This is a genomic window from Humibacter ginsenosidimutans, assembly GCF_007859675.1.
Classification (GTDB): Bacteria; Actinomycetota; Actinomycetes; order Actinomycetales; family Microbacteriaceae; genus Humibacter; species Humibacter ginsenosidimutans.
Window position 1 is genome coordinate 278,306 of sequence record NZ_CP042305.1, and the last position, 13,323, is coordinate 291,628.

At 68.1% G+C, this 13,323-nt stretch carries 12 protein-coding genes; 8 read left to right on the forward strand and 4 right to left on the reverse strand.

The window, feature by feature from the left end:
- The first annotated feature begins 32 nt into the window (after positions 1–32).
- The 3 genes from FPZ11_RS01355 (at position 33) to FPZ11_RS01365 (ending at position 2,386) form a co-directional block, all read left to right on the forward strand.
- Entirely contained in the window at positions 33–800 is a 768-nt protein-coding gene (locus FPZ11_RS01355) for an NAD(P)-dependent oxidoreductase (RefSeq protein WP_146317728.1), read from the forward strand.
- Positions 797–1,366, forward strand: a complete 570-nt coding sequence (locus tag FPZ11_RS01360; RefSeq protein WP_146317730.1) for a peroxiredoxin-like family protein — start codon at positions 797–799, stop codon at positions 1,364–1,366. Before FPZ11_RS01355 ends, FPZ11_RS01360 begins: the two co-directional genes overlap by 4 nt.
- A gap of 69 nt (positions 1,367–1,435) precedes the next feature.
- Positions 1,436–2,386 carry an alpha/beta hydrolase gene (locus FPZ11_RS01365; protein WP_146317732.1) on the forward strand — a complete coding sequence of 317 codons (951 nt, stop codon included), beginning with the start codon at positions 1,436–1,438 and terminating at the stop codon, positions 2,384–2,386.
- 48 nt (positions 2,387–2,434) lie between these two features.
- On the opposite strand, the gene FPZ11_RS01370 is transcribed toward FPZ11_RS01365, so the two are convergent.
- Positions 2,435–3,475, reverse strand: a complete 1,041-nt coding sequence (locus tag FPZ11_RS01370) for a Fic family protein (protein ID WP_246846455.1) — start codon at positions 3,473–3,475, stop codon at positions 2,435–2,437.
- 333 nt (positions 3,476–3,808) lie between these two features.
- On the opposite strand from FPZ11_RS01370, the gene FPZ11_RS01375 reads away from it, so the two are divergent.
- The 4 genes from FPZ11_RS01375 to FPZ11_RS01390 are packed head-to-tail and all read left to right on the forward strand — an operon-like array spanning position 3,809 to position 5,825.
- Positions 3,809–4,246, forward strand: coding sequence for an ArsR/SmtB family transcription factor (locus FPZ11_RS01375; RefSeq protein ID WP_146317736.1), 438 nt, complete (start codon positions 3,809–3,811; stop codon positions 4,244–4,246).
- The gene (locus FPZ11_RS01380; RefSeq protein WP_146317738.1) at positions 4,243–4,731 is read left to right on the forward strand and encodes an SRPBCC family protein; all 489 of its coding nucleotides are present in this window, start codon (positions 4,243–4,245) and stop codon (positions 4,729–4,731) included. Before FPZ11_RS01375 ends, FPZ11_RS01380 begins: the two co-directional genes overlap by 4 nt.
- Positions 4,732–4,774: 43 nt before the next feature.
- Positions 4,775–5,242 carry a VOC family protein gene (locus tag FPZ11_RS01385; RefSeq protein WP_146317740.1) on the forward strand — a complete coding sequence of 156 codons (468 nt, stop codon included), beginning with the start codon at positions 4,775–4,777 and terminating at the stop codon, positions 5,240–5,242.
- Between the two features lie 31 nt (positions 5,243–5,273).
- Entirely contained in the window at positions 5,274–5,825 is a 552-nt protein-coding gene (locus FPZ11_RS01390) for a GNAT family N-acetyltransferase (protein ID WP_168203707.1), read from the forward strand.
- Positions 5,826–5,902: 77 nt separating this feature from the next.
- On the opposite strand, the gene FPZ11_RS01395 is transcribed toward FPZ11_RS01390, so the two are convergent.
- Complete coding sequence (locus tag FPZ11_RS01395) at positions 5,903–8,458, reverse strand: ATP-dependent Clp protease ATP-binding subunit (RefSeq protein ID WP_146317744.1); 2,556 nt, start codon at positions 8,456–8,458, stop codon at positions 5,903–5,905.
- A 203-nt stretch (positions 8,459–8,661) separates the two neighbouring features.
- Positions 8,662–12,138 (reverse strand): esterase-like activity of phytase family protein, encoded by a 3,477-nt coding sequence (locus tag FPZ11_RS01400; protein WP_146317746.1) that lies wholly within the window; start codon positions 12,136–12,138, stop codon positions 8,662–8,664.
- Positions 12,139–12,289: 151 nt separating this feature from the next.
- On the opposite strand from FPZ11_RS01400, the gene FPZ11_RS01405 reads away from it, so the two are divergent.
- Complete coding sequence (locus FPZ11_RS01405) at positions 12,290–12,694, forward strand: DUF7144 family membrane protein (protein ID WP_146317748.1); 405 nt, start codon at positions 12,290–12,292, stop codon at positions 12,692–12,694.
- Positions 12,695–12,725: 31 nt separating this feature from the next.
- On the opposite strand, the gene FPZ11_RS01410 is transcribed toward FPZ11_RS01405, so the two are convergent.
- Positions 12,726–13,157, reverse strand: coding sequence for a RidA family protein (locus FPZ11_RS01410; RefSeq protein ID WP_146317750.1), 432 nt, complete (start codon positions 13,155–13,157; stop codon positions 12,726–12,728).
- Positions 13,158–13,323 lie beyond the last annotated feature (166 nt).

The window sequence follows — 13,323 nt, forward strand, 5'->3', positions numbered from 1 at the left end:
TATTATCGGAATTCGGCGACAAGGAGAATCTAGTGAACATCGTGGTGTTCGGGGCCAACGGACCGACGGGCCGACTCGTCGTGCGGCTCGCGCTGGAGCGCGGGCACGCCGTCACGGCCGTCACACGCTCGCCGCAGGCGTTCCCGATGTCGGACCCGAGGCTGCGGGTCGAACGGGGCGACGTCTTCGCGCCAGAGACGATCCGTCCGCTGCTGCAGGGACGGGATGCCGTGCTCTCGGCACTCGGCGTCCCCTATGGTCGAGAGCCCATCACCACGTACTCGGTGGGTGCGCGCAGCATGCTCGACGCGATGGCACAGCACGGAGTGCGTCGTCTCGTGTGCGTGAGCTCGAGCGCGGTCGACGCCGACGCGGGTCCGCACGGCGGCTTCTTCTTCGAGCGGGTGCTGCAGCCGTTCGTCACCAACGTTCTCGGCAAGACGCTGTACGACGACATGAAGCGCATGGAGAGCATCGTCGCGGGCAGCGACGTCGACTGGACCGTGATGCGGCCGTCCGGCCTGTTCGACGCGGATGCCGTCAGCGACTACCGCATGGCCGAGCGGTACGTGCCGCAGAAGTTCACCTCCCGCATCGACCTCGCGGATGCCATGCTCCGGCAGCTCGACGACCGGCGCTTCGTGCGCACCACGGTCGCGGTCGGCACGGTGTCGGGCGCTCCGTCGGTGGCGCAGCTGATGATGCGAGAGGCGTTCAAGCGGCCGCCGCGACCCACGGCATCCGGGGCTGCCGGCGGCGTGTCCGACGGCGCGGCGGCTGTGGGACAGGTGTCGGAATGACGCGCATCGCGGTCGGCGACGTCATCGAGCGCCGGCCGTTCACGAGCATCCACGACAGAACCTTCACGGTGCCTGACGACGACCGGATCGTGCACCTGCAGTTCCGTCGCTTCGCAGGCTGCCCGGTCTGCAACCTCCACCTCCATCAGGTGGGCGCCAGGCTGGGCGAGCTGACGGATGCGGGAATCCTGGAGGTGGCCTTCTTCCACTCGAGGCCCGAGGTCATGCGGGACTTCCAGGGCGAGCTGCCCTTCGACGCCGTCGCGGACCCGGAGCGGATCGTCTATCGGGAGTTCGGCGTCGAGCGGATCACCCTGGGCATGGCATGGCGGGCGCTCGTTCCGCACGTCTGGACGACGGCGATCCGGTCGCTGCGCTGGACGCAGCGACGCCGGGGTCTGCGCGGCTCGGTCGGAGAGGGGGAGAACGTGCTCGGGCTGCCGGCGGAGTTCCTCATCGCGCCGAACGGGACCGTGCTGACGGCGCACTACGGGCGCTCCGTCGACGACCATTGGTCAGTGGACGAGATCCTGTCCCACGCGGCCGCAGAGCGAAGCCGCCTCTGACGCTCGAGGAGATCGAGGCGCAAGCGCCGCGTGCGCGTCGGTGGTGAACCGCTGGCTACTCTTGTGCCGATGAACGGCACACCCGAGCCATTCCATCCCGACCTGCGGGCCGCGCGATGGATCCCGAATCTCGGCGTCTCGCGCGCGACGCTGCGTCTGTTCCGCGCGTCTCCGCGAGAGGCGGGCTCGACACCGACGGTCGAGGTCAGCTCGGCTTCCGTGCACACGACGGACGGGGAGCTGGTCCTCCGGATCTTCCGGCCGCGCGCGGCGGCAGACCCCGTGCCCGGCCTGTTCTGGATCCATGGCGGCGGCCTCGTCATCGGCACTCCGCAGCAGGACGACGCCACCAACAGGCTCCTGGCCGAGACCCTCGGCATCGTCGTCATCGCCGCGCAGTACCGGCTCGCGCCTGAGCATCCGGCCCCCGCCGCGCTCGACGACCTCATCGCCGAGTGGCGTGCCGTGCTGGGGGACCCGAACCGGTTCGGCGTCGATCCCTCCCGGATGGCGATCGGAGGCGGCAGCGCCGGCGGGGGCCTCGCCGCCGCGCTGGTCCAGCGGCTGCACGACGAGAAAGATCCCGAGCCGATCTTCCAGTTGCTCGTCTACCCGATGCTGGACGACCGCACGGTGCTCCGCACGGACATCGACACCCGCCATCACCGTTTCTGGCCGGCGTCGAGCAACAGGTACGGGTGGGAGTCGTACCTCGGCGTGCCCGCGGGCAGCGCGGAGGTTCCGCCGTATTCGGTGCCGGCGCGCCGTGAAGACCTCACGGGGCTGCCGCCGGCGTGGATCGGAGTCGGGACGCTCGACCTGTTCCACGACGAGGATCTCGCGTACGCCGATCGCCTCCACGCGGCCGGCGTTCCCTGCGAGGTCGTCGAGGTGCCCGGCGCCTTCCACGGCTTCGACGCGACCTTCACGAAGGCGGCCGTGACGAAGGAGTTCCATGCGACGATCGCTCGCGCACTGCGTGGGGCGCTCCGGCTGCCTGAGGAGTCGCCCGCGTCGTGACGCTCGGTGTCAAAGCGAGCGCGACTGACGCGTCAGCGGGCGCAGGTGCTAGAGGCGGTCGCGGCGAGCCCTCGCGGCGAACTCGTCGAGCGCGTCGAGAACTTCGGATGCCTGCCAGATGCGGTAGCGATTCTCGCCCGCGGCCTTGGTCAGGATTCCTGAATCGGCGAGGCGATTGATCGCTGTGCCTGCCGCCACCTCACTGACCTCGAGGAATCTCGCCGCCGTCGCGACCCTGATCACCGGGCGCTCCAGCAGCAGGTCCATCAATCGGTGCACCGAGGAATCTGTTCGGGCTCTGACGAGCTCGTTCCAACCGTCGCGGATGTCGTTGATGTCGGCAACGAGTCTGGTGCCGTTGCTGACCGCTGCGAAGCTCGCGTAGGTGATCGCGTGCACGATGGCGTCCACGTCTCCGTCGCGGTAATCGGAGAGTGCTTCGAAGTAGGCGTGCGGGCTCCGGAGCAGACCTGCCGACACGGGCACCGTCAGGTTCCGAGTGAGTCCGCCGCGATGGAGCATCGCGTGGATCAGCGCGCGGCCGGTGCGGCCGTTTCCGTCGGGGAACGGATGGATGGTCTCGAACTGGGCGTGCGCGATCGCCGCCTGCGCGAGAAGAGGAACGTCCGTGCGATCCACGAAGTCGAGCAGGTCATGCATGAGTTCGGGCACGCGTTCGTGATGCGGGGGCACGAAGTCCGCGTCGTGGGGTGAGACTGCGCCGCCTCCGATCCAGACCTGCTCCTGACGCCATTGCCCGACGAAGTGCGGTGCCGTCTCGCCGAGGAGTGCTGCGTGCATGGCTATGAGGGCGTCTTCATCGAGGTCGGTGCTGAGAGCGATGGCTGCATCCATGGCACGGGTGTTCGCGACGACCAGGCGTGCGTTCTCAGAACGCGCCGCGCCGATCTCTGCGAGTGCGACCTGTTTCGCACCGGCGGTCAGGTTCTCGACCTCGGAGCTCGACGACGACTCCGCTCGCAGCAGGATGGCGGGGAAGGGAGCGATGACGGCTCCAGCCTCCGCGTCGAAGCGGGCGAGTGCGTGACTTGCCGCGTCTGCGGCGGCGAGCGTTTCGGGCTCGAGCACAACAGAGGCCCGCCCGATCCGCGCCGGGATGGCTGCGTGATAATCACCCGAAGCCCGGCGTAACTGCCGTCGAGAGCCGACCGCGGCCTCGTTGCGCGCCCACGATCGGGATTCGAACGAGATCGCGGGCCATGAAGTCACATCATTGACCATGACTTTATTTAACCAAAGGATCAGTCAAGAGCCTTTGGTTAGAGGCAAAGAGGCAAGGACTCACTTCTTCGGATCGAGAACGAGTCCGATCGCGCGGACTCGATTCGCGATGGTCGGCTACGGCCCGTCCGACGACGCACCCCTTGACGCGGGCTGTCGTGCGGCCTAACCTACAACCAAATGGTTGTACATATCTCGATGGTGAACGCGCCGACAACGACGGCGCTCAGCGACGACGAGGTCGATCGCCTGTTCCACGCGTTGGCGGATGCCACACGCCGTGACATCGTGACCCGCACCCTGCGCAGCGATCAGTCGATCTCCGCGTTGGCCCGCGGCTACGCGATGAGCTTCGCGGCGGTGCAGAAGCACGTCGCCGTGCTCGAGTCCGCTGGGCTCGTGCGCAAGGAGCGGCGCGGTCGGGAGCAGCTGGTGCGGGGAGAGCCCCAGTCCATCAGGCGTGCGGGGGAGCTGCTGAGCCGTTATGAGGCGATCTGGAACGAGCGCGCGGCCGGGATCGAGCGCATCCTCGCCGGTGATCTCGCGACGGCACGGATGTCGCGCGCCTCCGACGCCCGGCAACACGAAACGACCGACGGAGAGGAAACGGAACGATGACAGTGATCGGCAGCACCAAAGACGCGGAGAAGCTCACGCTGACGTTCGTGACCGAGTTCGACGCGACGCCCGAGCGGGTGTGGCAGGTGTGGGAAGACCCGCGCCAGCTCGAGCGCTGGTGGGGTCCGCCGACCTGGCCGGCCACGTTCGAGAGGCATGAGCTGGCCCCGGGCGGCCAGTCGCGCTACCACATGACAGGTCCGGAAGGAGAGAAGTCGCCCGGCTGGTGGGCGACGGTCGAGGTGGATGCCCCGCACTCGCTCGTCGTCGACGACGGCTTCTCGCAGCCCGACGGCGAGCCCGACCCAGCCATGCCCACCATGCGCATGCACGTGTCGCTGGAGGGCCTCGACGACGGCTCACGCACCCGAATGACGATCCTCACCCGCTTCGAGAGCTTCGATCAGCTCGAGAAGGTCTCGGCCATGGGCATGGTCGAGGGCATGACGCAGGCGCTCGGCCAGATCGACGGCATCCTCGCCTGAAGCACACGCAAGAGAAAGCACACGCTAGAGAAGGAGAACGACCATGACCCAGATCGCAGCCATCCAGCCGTGCCTGTGGTTCGACGACCGGGCGCGCGAGGCGATGGAGTACTACGTGAGCGTGTTTCCGAACTCGCGCATCGTCTCCATCGAGGGGTACCCGGACGAATCGCTCGACGAGCATTTCGCCGGCATGTCCGACAAGGTGCTCAACGGCAGACTCACGCTCAACGGGGTGGATTTCGTCTGCCTCGACGGAGGCCCGCTCTTCACCTTCAACGAGTCCATCTCGTTCGTCGTGACGTGCGCGGACCAGGCGGAGATCGATCGGTACTGGGCGGCGTTGTCGCACGTGCCGGAGTCCGAGCAGTGCGGCTGGTGCAAAGACCGGTTCGGCATCAGCTGGCAGATCATCCCCGAGAACATGGGGGAGCTCGTGAACTCGCCTGCGCGCATCCAGGTGATGATGTCGCAGAAGAAGATCGTGATCGACGAGCTGCAGAACGCCTGAGACGTCGGTGCCCGTGGGTAACGTGGTGCGGGTGTCCGACTCACCAGCCGTCATCCTTCGCGCACCCACCGACTTCGACGTCGAGGTGCTCTACCGCCTCGCCTCCGACCTCGACACGTGGGAGGAGCGCAGCCCGTCCACCCCTGCCCCGCTGACCAGGGCCGCCTACGAGGCTCGACGTGCCGATCAGGACTCGGCGGCCCGCAACGTGCGCTTCGTCATCGAGGCGGAGGGCACGGCGGTCGGCAGCATCTCGCTCTTCGACTTCGACGATCTCGCGCGCCACGCCGAGGTGGGCATCGCACTCGTGACCGAGGCTCGGGGCAAGGGCATCGGCACGGATGCGATCGCCCAACTCGTCGAGTTCGCCTTCGTGCGCTGCAACCTGCGTCGCGTTCACCTCGAGGTGATCGAGTCGAACGCCGGCGCGATCCGGGCCTACGAGAAGGCCGGATTCGTGCTCGAGGGTCGGCAGCGCGAACACGCCTGGGTGCGCGGGCGCTACGAGGACATCCTGCGCATGGGCCTGTTGCGCTCGGAATGGGAATCCGCACGCGAAGAAGCCCCGACGCGTCGGGGGTGACGCGCCGGGGCAGAGGCCGCCGGGTGGGAACGAGGTCCCTTGGGGGAAAGACCCCGACGACCGGCTAGGGGACCGGATCAGGCCGCGACGGGCATGCGCACGCCGGAGGTGACGCTGAGGTCATCGCCGCGGGCATCCACCAGCACGGCGCCGCCGTCGTCGACGGATCCGTTCACCAGCAGATCGGCGACGCGATCGTCGACCTCGCGCTGGATCACCCTGCGCAGCGGGCGGGCGCCGAACTCCGGCTCGTAGCCGTGGTCGGCGATCCACTCGATGGCCGCATCCGTCACCGTGAGTGTGATCTCTCGCTGGGCGAGCCGCGCATCGGTCGCGGTGAGCAGCAGACGGACGATGTCGCGCAGCTGGTCGCGGTCGAGCTTGCGGAACAGCACGATCTCGTCGATGCGGTTGATGAACTCCGGCCGCATGTTCTCACGCAGCTTGCCCATCACCCGATCGCGCAACGCCTTCTCGTCGCCGAATCCGTCGGCGCCGGGCGCCACGAACCCGAGCGCACCGCTCTTGGAGGCGAGGAACTCGCTGCCGATGTTCGAGGTCATGATCACGACCGTGTTGCGGAAGTCGACGGTGCGGCCCTGACCGTCGGTGAGGCGCCCGTCATCCAGCACCTGCAGCAGCAGGTTGAAGATGTCGGGGTGCGCCTTCTCGATCTCGTCGAAGAGCAGCACGGAGTACGGGTTGCGGCGCACGCGCTCGGTCAGCTGGCCGGCCTCGTCGTAGCCGACGTACCCGGGAGGGGCGCCGATCAGCCGAGCAGCCGTGTGGCGTTCGCCGAACTCGCTCATGTCGAAGCGGATCATCGACTTCTCCGAGCCGAACAGCGAGCCCGCAAGGGCCTTCGCCAGCTCGGTCTTGCCGACGCCCGTCGGGCCGAGGAACAGGAAGCTGCCGACCGGGCGGTTCTCGTCGCCCATGCCCGTGCGGTTGCGGCGCACCGACTTGGCGACCGCCGTCACAGCGTCGTCCTGACCGATCACGCGGTCGTGCAGTTCGCTTTCGAGCTTCGCCAGCCGTTCGCGGTCGGCTTCGCCGATGCGTGCCACAGGGATGCCCGTGGCGCGCGCGATCACCGCGGCGATCTGCGGCTCGTCGATGACGGCATCCTCGCCGACGCGGGCGCCCGAAGCGGATGCCTCCGCCAGCTTCGCCTCGACCGCGGCGATCTCGTCGCGCAGCGTCGACGCCTGCTCGTAGTGCTCGGCCGACACGGCGGCGTTCTTCTCCGCCTCGAGGTCGGCCAGCTGCTGCATGAGCGCGGACGCGTCGACCAGCTTGCCGAGCCGCAGCCGCAGCCGCGCGCCGGCCTGGTCGATGAGGTCGATCGCCTTGTCGGGCAGGAACCGGTCGGAGACGTAGCGGGCCGACAGCTCCACCGCGGCGCGGATCGCGTCGTCGGTGTAGGTCACACCGTGGTGTTGCTCGTAGGCGGGCTTGAGGCCCGTGAGGATCGCGATCGAGTCCTCGATCGACGGCTCTGCCACGGTCACCGGCTGGAACCGGCGCTCCAGCGCTGGGTCCTTCTCGATGATGCGGTACTCCTTGAGCGTGGTCGCGCCGATCAGGTGCAGGTCGCCCTTCGCGAGGCGCGGCTTCAGGATGTTGCCGGCATCCATGCCGCCGTCGCCCGCTCCGCCTGCTCCCATCACGGTGTGCACCTCGTCGATGAAGACGATCAGCTCGCCCTTGCGATCGGCGATCTCGTCCATCGTCTTCGTGAGCCGTTCCTCGAAGTCGCCGCGGTAGCGGGTGCCGGCGAGCATGCCGGGCAGGTCGAGCGAGACGACGCGCTTGTCGCGCAGCTGCTCGGGAACCCCGCCGTCCACGATGGCCTGCGCCAGTCCCTCGACGATCGCGGTCTTGCCCACACCGGCCTCGCCGACCAGCACCGGGTTGTTCTTGGTGCGACGGGAGAGGATCTCCACGGTCTGCTCGATCTCGTCGACACGGCCGATCACCGGGTCGAGCTTGCCGTCGCGGGCGAGCTGGGTGAGGTCGGTGCCGAACTTGTCGAGCATCGGCGTCTCGGATGCCTCTGGCGAGTCATCCGGATCGCCCGCCGCGCCCGCACCCACCGACGCGCCATCGCGCATGGCGCCTGCCAGTGCCTCGGGCGTCACGCCCGCGGACTGCAGCACCTGGCCCGCCGGGGAGTCCTGGGCGATGACGAGCGCATAGAAGAGGTGCTCGGGGTCGATGTAGGTCGAGCCGGACGCGCGTGCCACCTGGTACGCGTGGAACAGCGTGCGCTGGGCCGATGGGGTGAGCGCCGGAGCATCGCTCGTCGCGTCGGCGGTCTGCGGCAGACGCTGCTCGGCGGCGCGAACGATGCGCGACGGGTCGACACCGATGCGCCGCATCGCTTCAGCGGCCGGGTCGGTGTCGGCCATCACCCGCAGAATGTGCAGCGCGTCGAGCTCGTTGTGGCCGTGTTCGAGCGCGAAGCGCCCTGCGCGCTGCAGCACCTCCTGGGTGCGGCGGCTGAGGAACCGGCTGATGTCGATCGAGCGCGACTCGCGCGCGCGTTCCCCTGCGAGGTAGCGCGCGAGGAACTCATCGAACGAGTTGCCCTCGCTGCCCTCGGGGGCGCCGGGGAAGAAGTTGTCAGGCACTGAGTCTCCTGTTGATCCGGGATGTTGTCCGTCGACTCGCTCGAACTTGAGTCGAGTCTTATCAACTTCAACGCGCTGCGACGCGAGCTATTCCCGTGCTGGACTTCTCGTCTGAGGGACGGGTCACAACCCCCTTCCGACCATGCGCGACGAGGGCGCCGGTCCGCAGACCGACGCCCTCGCGCACTGTTTCCCGAACGCCGCTACGGCAGCCTGGCGTCGAGGTTCAGGATGCGCGTGGTCTGCGAGGCGCTGAAGTTGTCGTCGCTGATGAGCGCGATGCCCGTTGATCCGCCGTGGCCATAGCCATGACCGCGACCCGAACCGTGCGACGACGTCACGACCATGCCCTCGAAGTTGTCGAGCAGCGGGTTCGCCTGCGCTTCCTTGGCGGTGGCGCCGAGCGTCGGGCACTGCACAACGTCGGCGACGAGCGACTTCGTCACGGCGAGATCGCTCGGGGCCTCGGCGAGGTCGGCGATCGTGCTCACGTCACGGGCATCCACGAGCCCCTTCACCGCGTAGAGCTTGACCGAGTTGCCGATCGTCGCGTTCCATGCGGCCTCCTCGACCACGAACCCGTCGTCGCCGTATGCGGTGATCTCCGGGATGCGCATGCCCGGCTCGGTGCGATACTCCACCTGCTTGCTCAGCGACCAGCGACCGTGCCTGTCCTGCGTGTAGACGAGCAGTCGGTGTGCGGTGGCGTCGCCATCCGTGGAGACGTCGCCCGAGAGCGCACCCTCCATCGCGGCCACGATCGTCTTGCCGTTCGGCGTGATCGTGAGGCCCTCGAGCGTGGCGTTCGATGTCGCCTCGCCCGCCGGCGTCGTGCCGGTCACGGCGAACCGGGCGGGGATGGGCAGCGACGCCTTCTGGATGCCGTCGCGTCCGAAGACGCGGATCGACGGCTCTGTCTCGCTGCTCACCACGAAGTCACCGTTCGGCAGCACCGTGAGGCCCTCGTTGTCGCTGTCGGTCCCGTTGTACGGCGTGCCGTCCGGGCGCTTGAGCACGAGCGGGTCGCGCGTCACCTTCGGGTTCGTCGTGTCGGAGAGGAACCAGATGCGCGCTGGGTCGCTGGCGTGGTTGTCCACGGCGGCCACATAGCCGCCCGACCGCGGATCCTTCGCGAGCGAGGAGAGTCCACCGAGCTCGACGCCGTGGTAGCTCAGCTTGTCGAGAGCGTCCGAGTAGCCGGAGGCCACGGCATCCGGACCGCACGTGCGCTGCTGGTAGCCGGGCGGCGACCAGGGCTTGGCGCCCGCGGTGATCGCGACCTCCTGCGGGTCGTGGTCGCTCACCTGGTTCGCGAACTCCGCGTTGACGTGCACCACCTGGTAGCTCGGCTTGCCCACTCCCGAGGTCACGAGTATGTGGTCGAGCACCTCGGAGATGCCGTCGTAGTCGTACGTGTACTGCTGGTTCTTCGGCAGCGTGGTGATGAGGTCGGTGAGGATCGGCCTGCCGCTCGCGGCGCCGGTGAGGGTCGCCAGCGCAGGGCTGAACTGGTAGTCGTTCAGGTCGCCGGCGACGATCACCTTGGCCTTCTTGTCCACCTTCAGCAGGGATGCCACGAAGTCGTGCACCTCGGTGGCCTGCTGCTGCCGCTGCACGGCCGACGACTGCTGCGGGTACTGATACCGCCCGTCGGCGTTCTGGTCACCCAGCTTCGCGTCGAAGTGATTGCCGATGACGAACACGTCCTGGCCGCGGAACAAGAACTCGCCGACCAGCGGCTTGCGGCTGCTCTGCCAGGCGTCGCTCGTGGGGTCGATGCGGCCGGGGGAGAGGGTGAGCTGCGGCTGCCCCTTCACCTTCGTCACGGCCGTGGCCGTGGTCGAACGGTCGACGTTCGAGCCGCCGCGGTCCACGAAGGCCACGCGCGTCGGGTCGAACAGGAAGGCGACGCGGATGTTGCCGCCCGGCTGACCGCCGTCCTGGTCGTTGACCGGGTCGATCTCCCGCCAGTCGTAGAGCGGTCCGCCCGCTGCCTTGATCGCCGCGGTGAGCTTCGCGAGCGTCTGGTCGGCCGCGACCGTGCCGGAGTCCGTCGCGCCGTCGTTGTCCTGCACCTCTTCGAGCGCGACGACGTCGGGCGACGCGAGGTTCGTGACCACACCCTGCGCCAGCCGGCTGTACTTGTCGGCAGAGTCGCTGGGAGCGAGGTTCTCCACGTTGTAGGTCGCGACCGACAGCTGGTCGGCGGCGGCCTTCTTCGCGACGACGGGCTTGAGCCCGCCCGCCTTGACCGTGCCGAGCTGCGTCGCGGCGAGCAGGTAGCCGCCGTAGAGCGAGTAGTCGATCGGTCCGACGGTCGCACCGGAGAACACGTCACCCACTGTCACGTTCGGATTCGAGCCGTCGGCGGGAACGACCTCGAGGCGTCCGGACGGCGTCTGGTTCTCGCCGGTCAGCAGTGTTCCGCCGCGGTAGCTCGTGTTCTGGTTCGGCTTCGTGGTGATGTACTGCTCGCCATAGCTGTCGCTCGGCCCGACGACGCGGGCGTTGTCCACCTCCACGCGCATGCCCTCGATCGACTCGTAGTAGTCGAGCGCGGAACGCGTCGGCGTGATCGGTGTGGTCTCGATGTTCGCGCCGCCCAGGTCGGGTGCGTATGTGTTCGGCACGGTGTTCGGCCCGAGCACGATCGGCGCTGGCAGCGGGTTGCCGTGCGAGAGGGTGAAGACCTTCGGACTCTGGATCTCGGTGATCGAGAGGTTGGAGGTCTGCGAGACCGTGTCCCCGCTGGCCAGCGGGTAGTAGTCCTTCACCGTGCCGCTGACGAGCACCGAGTCGCCGGCGGCGACCGTCGGAGAGCTGCTCGTGTAGACGAACACGCCCTCGCTGGTGGCGGGGTTCTGGTCGGGGTCGGGGTCTTGCATCCAGAACCCGCGGCTCGAACCGGATGCCCGCACGCCCGTCACGACGCCTGGCACGTTCGTCACCTGGTCACCGTTCAGGGGCGACACGAAGCTCGTGCCCTGAATGTCGTGGATGCGCGTGGTTCCGGCCTCGGGAGGTGTGGTCGAACCGCCGCCGTCGTCGCCGGCGGTGGCGGCGCCCGGTGTCGGCGCACCGGAGACGAAGTCCGCCGCGTTGTCGTCGGTGTCGGCGCCTGCCGTGCGTTGCACGGAGGCGGTGTTCGAGGCGCCGCCGGCGGGGGAGTCCTCTGCGATGGCCGCGGCCCCGAAGCCGACGAGGTCGACGGATGCCGCCCCGCACGCCGCAGAGTCACCGCACGTCAGCGCCGTGCCGCTCGACACGAGCGCCACGGTGCCGTCGGTGGCCGACATCGCGATCGAGCCCGTGGCATCCGACTGCGGGAGCGGTGACGTGCCGCCGTTGCCCTTCGCCTCGGCCACCACGTAGAACGCACCAGGGGCGATCGAGCCGGTCAACGAGGTCGCCTGCCAGCTGCCGGTCGCGGCCTTGGAGTGGTACTGCACCGACCAGCCGCTGAGGTCGACCGACGTCGTGCCTCGGTTGGAGAGTTCGATGAAGTCGTTGGTATAGGTGGCGCCCGCATTGCCGCCGCCTCCGTACACCTCGTTGATCACGACGCCGCTCGACGGCGCCGCGTGCGCGGCGGCCGTGGCGACCAGAGTGCCCGACAGCATCCCGAGTGCAGCGACCGCCACGGCGGCCCCTCTCGAGACGCGGGTGAGTGCTGAACGCATGCTGCGATTCCCCTTCGACGTGTGTCACCCAATCAGGTGACAGTGAACCCCGAGTGAAGGCGGAGCGAAACCTCGCGGTGGCTCTTCGCTCATCCGTGCAGTCGCGCGCTCGATACTGTGATCACGACAGCTCGACCAGGCAGGAGCATCCATGAGCGCAGCAGTCCGTCGTCCGGCAGGCGTCACCCTGATCGCGGTTCTCGCGTGGATCGAGGGTGCCCTCAACATCGTCGCAGGCATCGTTCTCCTGGTCTTCAAGAACGAGCCGAGCATGCACATCGCCGGCGTGAGCGAGAGCTCGCTGATCACCTCCGCGATTCTCACGATCCTGTTCGGTGTGGTGGTCGTGCTCGTCGCCGGCGGGTTGTTGCGCGGCTCGAGCGGTGCGCGCATCGTCGTCACCGTGGTGCAGCTGCTGGCGATCGCGGGGGATGCCTTCACCGCATGGGCGTACCCCGATCAGTTCGCCTGGTCGGCGGTGAGCGCCCTCATCTCGCTGCTCATCATCGTGCTGCTGTGGACGGGGCGGGCGAACGACTTCTTCCGGTCTCGGTGAGGGGTGAGGTGGGGCGGGAACACGTACCTGTTTACGCGAGGTCCTGTCGACGTGCCTCGTCCGCGATGGCGGCGACCGCCTCGATCTCGACGAGCTGATTCCGATAGCCGAGAACGGTGACGCCGAACAATGTGCTGGGCACCTCGTGCTCGGCGAAGGCATCCCGCACGACATCCCACACCGTTCCAAGGTCCTCATTGCGCTGGGTTGCGACGAGCACCCTCGTGTAAGCGACGTCCTCAAGCGAGGCGCCGGCGGCGGCCAACGCAGAGTTGAGGTTTTCAATGCACTTCGCCGCCTGGCCGGCGTAGTCACCAGCGCCGACGACCGTGCCATCGGCATCGAGAGGGCATGCTCCGGCGAGGTGGATCAGCCGGGTGCCCGCCTCTGTGACCGACGCATACGCGTAGCCGGGCGTCTCGGCCAAGGCATGAGAACGGATCAGGGTCACATTGGACACCAGATCACCCTAGCGATCTGACCACGCGTCAGATGATGAAGGATCGCCCAGCCACATGTGGCCTTGATGCGGCGCTCGGTGACCATCCGCGGCGCGCGGAGAAGGCCTTCGCCCGCTCATGAAAGCAGGTGTGGTGCAGGGCGGTCGCCTTCAGATCGTCCGCGTTCGT